The organism is Candidatus Angelobacter sp. (assembly GCA_035607015.1).
GTDB lineage: Bacteria > Verrucomicrobiota > Verrucomicrobiia > Limisphaerales > AV2 > AV2.
The window spans coordinates 1-2,858 of sequence record DATNDF010000394.1; the positions used below are offsets into that span (position 1 = coordinate 1).

At 60.8% G+C, this 2,858-nt stretch carries 3 protein-coding genes; 2 read left to right on the forward strand and 1 reads right to left on the reverse strand.

All coding sequences use genetic code 11. The features are described from left to right. Window positions 1-313 (reverse strand): hypothetical protein (locus tag VN887_15715; protein ID HXT41453.1); only part of this gene is annotated, 313 nt, incomplete at its 3' end. A gap of 293 nt (window positions 314-606) precedes the next feature. On the opposite strand from VN887_15715, the gene VN887_15720 reads away from it, so the two are divergent. Together VN887_15720 and VN887_15725 are read left to right on the forward strand one after the other, a co-directional pair. Continuing rightward, complete coding sequence (locus VN887_15720; protein HXT41454.1) at window positions 607-1,749, forward strand: ABC transporter permease; 1,143 nt, start codon at window positions 607-609, stop codon at window positions 1,747-1,749. A gap of 2 nt (window positions 1,750-1,751) precedes the next feature. Then, a partial coding sequence (locus tag VN887_15725; protein ID HXT41455.1) for an SPFH domain-containing protein occupies window positions 1,752-2,858 on the forward strand: 1,107 nt, incomplete at its 3' end.

A 2,858-nucleotide genomic window follows, 5' to 3' on the forward strand; every position in this document is an offset into this window, starting at 1 on the left:
TCTCGTCCACGGGAAAGGCCGCGATCAGCTCGAGTTTGTTGGTGGCGGCGTTGAGCGCGTCCCAGAGCGATTCAAAGGTCCGCCCGCACTCCTCCGCCTCCCTCTCCTTCGCCCACACCGTCTGGTCCATCTTCTGTTCTCTTGCTTCAAGCGCCGTGAACTGGTTGACCCGTTCACTGCTCACGACATCGTCGGGGTTGGTCGCGTCTTTTTCGGACGACGCAGACCGTCTGCGTGCGATTGCGAAGACCACCCAGCAAACCAACAGAAGAACGAACACCCACGCGAGCAATCTGCGCGAGGAGTGGTTCATGGCGGCACATTAGCGTGTTGACCCGCCGCTGTCAGCCTGCGAATCCCGTTCGGTGTGTTTTGCGGCGCGGTGCGTGCGGCAGGCGCTCGCAATAGACACACGCCTTCGTGTTTGATTTCAGTTGTCAAGACGCGCGGCGGCGCAGGTGTGCGCGCAGACGCACAGTTTTCAACCGGCACGATCTTTGGGTAATGTCCCTGCGCAACCGGTTCCTGCATCCGCCTAGCGATGGGAATAACCATTTGCAATCGGGTCCCGGATTCGTAACCTGTGGCGCCGAATCATCCGTTGAAATGCGACAGTTTCTAACCATTGCCAGCAACGCCTTCATGGAGTTGGTCCGGCAGCCCGTCTTCCTGCTGCTGATGACCTGTTCGGCTGTGTTCATCGTCTTCCTCGCCGTGGTCCCTTACTTTGGCTTTGGCGATGATCCCAAGCTGGTTAAAGACAGCGTGCTGGCGGTGATGCTGCTGGCCGGGCTGTTCGGCGCGGTGTTGAACGCATCGGCGTCGGTGGCGCACGAGATTCGTTCCGGCACCGCGCTCGCGGTGCTGGCGAAACCGGTCGGACGCGCGCAATTTCTGCTGGCCAAATACGTTGGGCTGGCGGCGGCGCTGACGGTGCTGACTTACGTGAACGCGCTCACCGCGCTGCTCGCCAGCCGTCTGGCGTACGACGCGTATGGCGACGCGGACACGCAATCGGTCGGGATTTTCTGCGGCATGCTGGCGCTGGGTTATGCGGCCGCCGGTTTCGCCAATTACTTTTTACGGAGGCCGTTTGTCGCGAACGCGGTGCTGGCGGTGGTCGTCATGACCACGGTGGCATTCGCGATCATCGTGTTGTTCACCCAGACAAAAAACCGTTTCGGGCTGGCGCCGAACGAGGTGGACTGGCGGCTGATTCCGGCGGCGGTCCTGATTTTGTTCGCGCTGCTTGTGCTCGCCGGTTTGGCGCTGGCGTGTTCGACACGCTTCGAGATGATCCCGACGCTGGCGATCTGCACGGGCGTCTTTCTGCTCGGTTTGATGTCGGACTACCTGTTCGGACGGCGCGCCGAGCCTGTCTGGGTCTCCGGTTTGCAACTCGAACTGAACGATCCCCAACTGACTGTCGAACAGAAAAAGCTGCTGAAAGAAGTGGCGAAAAAGTATGACCGGAACAAGGATGGAAAGGTGGACCGGGCCGAGCAGACAGCGCTGGATCCGGAGGATGAGCGGCGTTTGCGACAGGCCGGCATGGGGGGACGATGGTGGGCTTCCGTTCTTTACACGATCATTCCGAATTGGCAGCTTTTCTGGCTCGCGGACGCCCTCGAAGGGAAAAATCAAATTCCCTGGAGCTACGTGGGCCGGACGTTTGGGTACGTCGTCGGTTATCTCGGCGCGTCGCTCGCGCTGGGGCTGGTGTTGTTTGAGGAGCGGGAACTGAGTTGAACATGGAACGAAGCATCCAGAAAATCGGTGTGGTCAATTGGACCCTCTTGCTGGTGGTCGGCGCCATCAGTGCGGCGGTCGCGCGCTACGCCGGCACGGCAACCGGCACGGTGGGCGCCGCGTTTGTCGGCCTCGGTTTTCTGGTCGCGGTCGTGAGCTACTTCCAGATGCGACTGGAGGACCGGGAGCGACTGGAAAAACTGGAATATGATGAACTGAAAAAGGCGCGAAGCAGCGCCACGCTGTTTCAGGAGGCCGGGGCCGACACTTTTCCAGCCCGCCGCTCACGCGAACAGTTTGAAAAATACCTGGTGCCATTGTTCACCACGGTATTGTTTCTGTTGCAGGCCGGGGCGGCCTGGTGGTTCTGGAAGTGGCTGGGCAAATCGGCTCCGCCCAGACTCGAACATGCGCCCATCGCCATGGCGCTGTACGCGCTGTTCGCGTTGATCCTTTTTTTACTCGGGAAGTATTCGTCAGGTCTCGCCCGGTTCGACGGTCAGCGGCTGTTGCGGCCGGGCGCGGGTTATCTGGTGCTCGGAGCGTTCATCTCATTCCTCGCGGCGGCGACCGAAGCAGCGGATTTTTTTGGCTTCACCAGAATCGACTGGTACGTCGCTTACGGACTGTGCGTCGTGCTCGGGCTGACCGCGGTGGAAACCCTCGTCGCCCTTGTGTTCGAGGCTTACCGCCCGCGGGTCAGGGGTCAGGAAGCCAGACTGCTCTACGAGAGCCGGCTCATCGGCCTGCTGGGCCAGCCCGGCGGGATCATCACCACCGCCGCGCAGGCGCTCGATTACCAGTTCGGCTTCAAAGTTTCCGAGACCTGGGTTTTTAAGTTCCTCAAGGAAGCCGTGCTGCTGATCGTTCTGTTGCAACTCGGGGTCCTGATCCTTTCGACGATGTTCGTCATCATCGAGCCGAACGAACAGGGGTTGCTGGAACATTTTGGGCGCCCGGCGCGTGGCCGGGCCGTGCTGGAACCCGGTTTCCATCTCAAGTGGCCCTGGCCCGTGGACATGGTCTATCGCTATCAGACGCGGCAGATACAAAACTTCGTCGTCGGCGAGGCGCCGGACCCCGATCTCGACAAGGAGCGGACCGTGCTC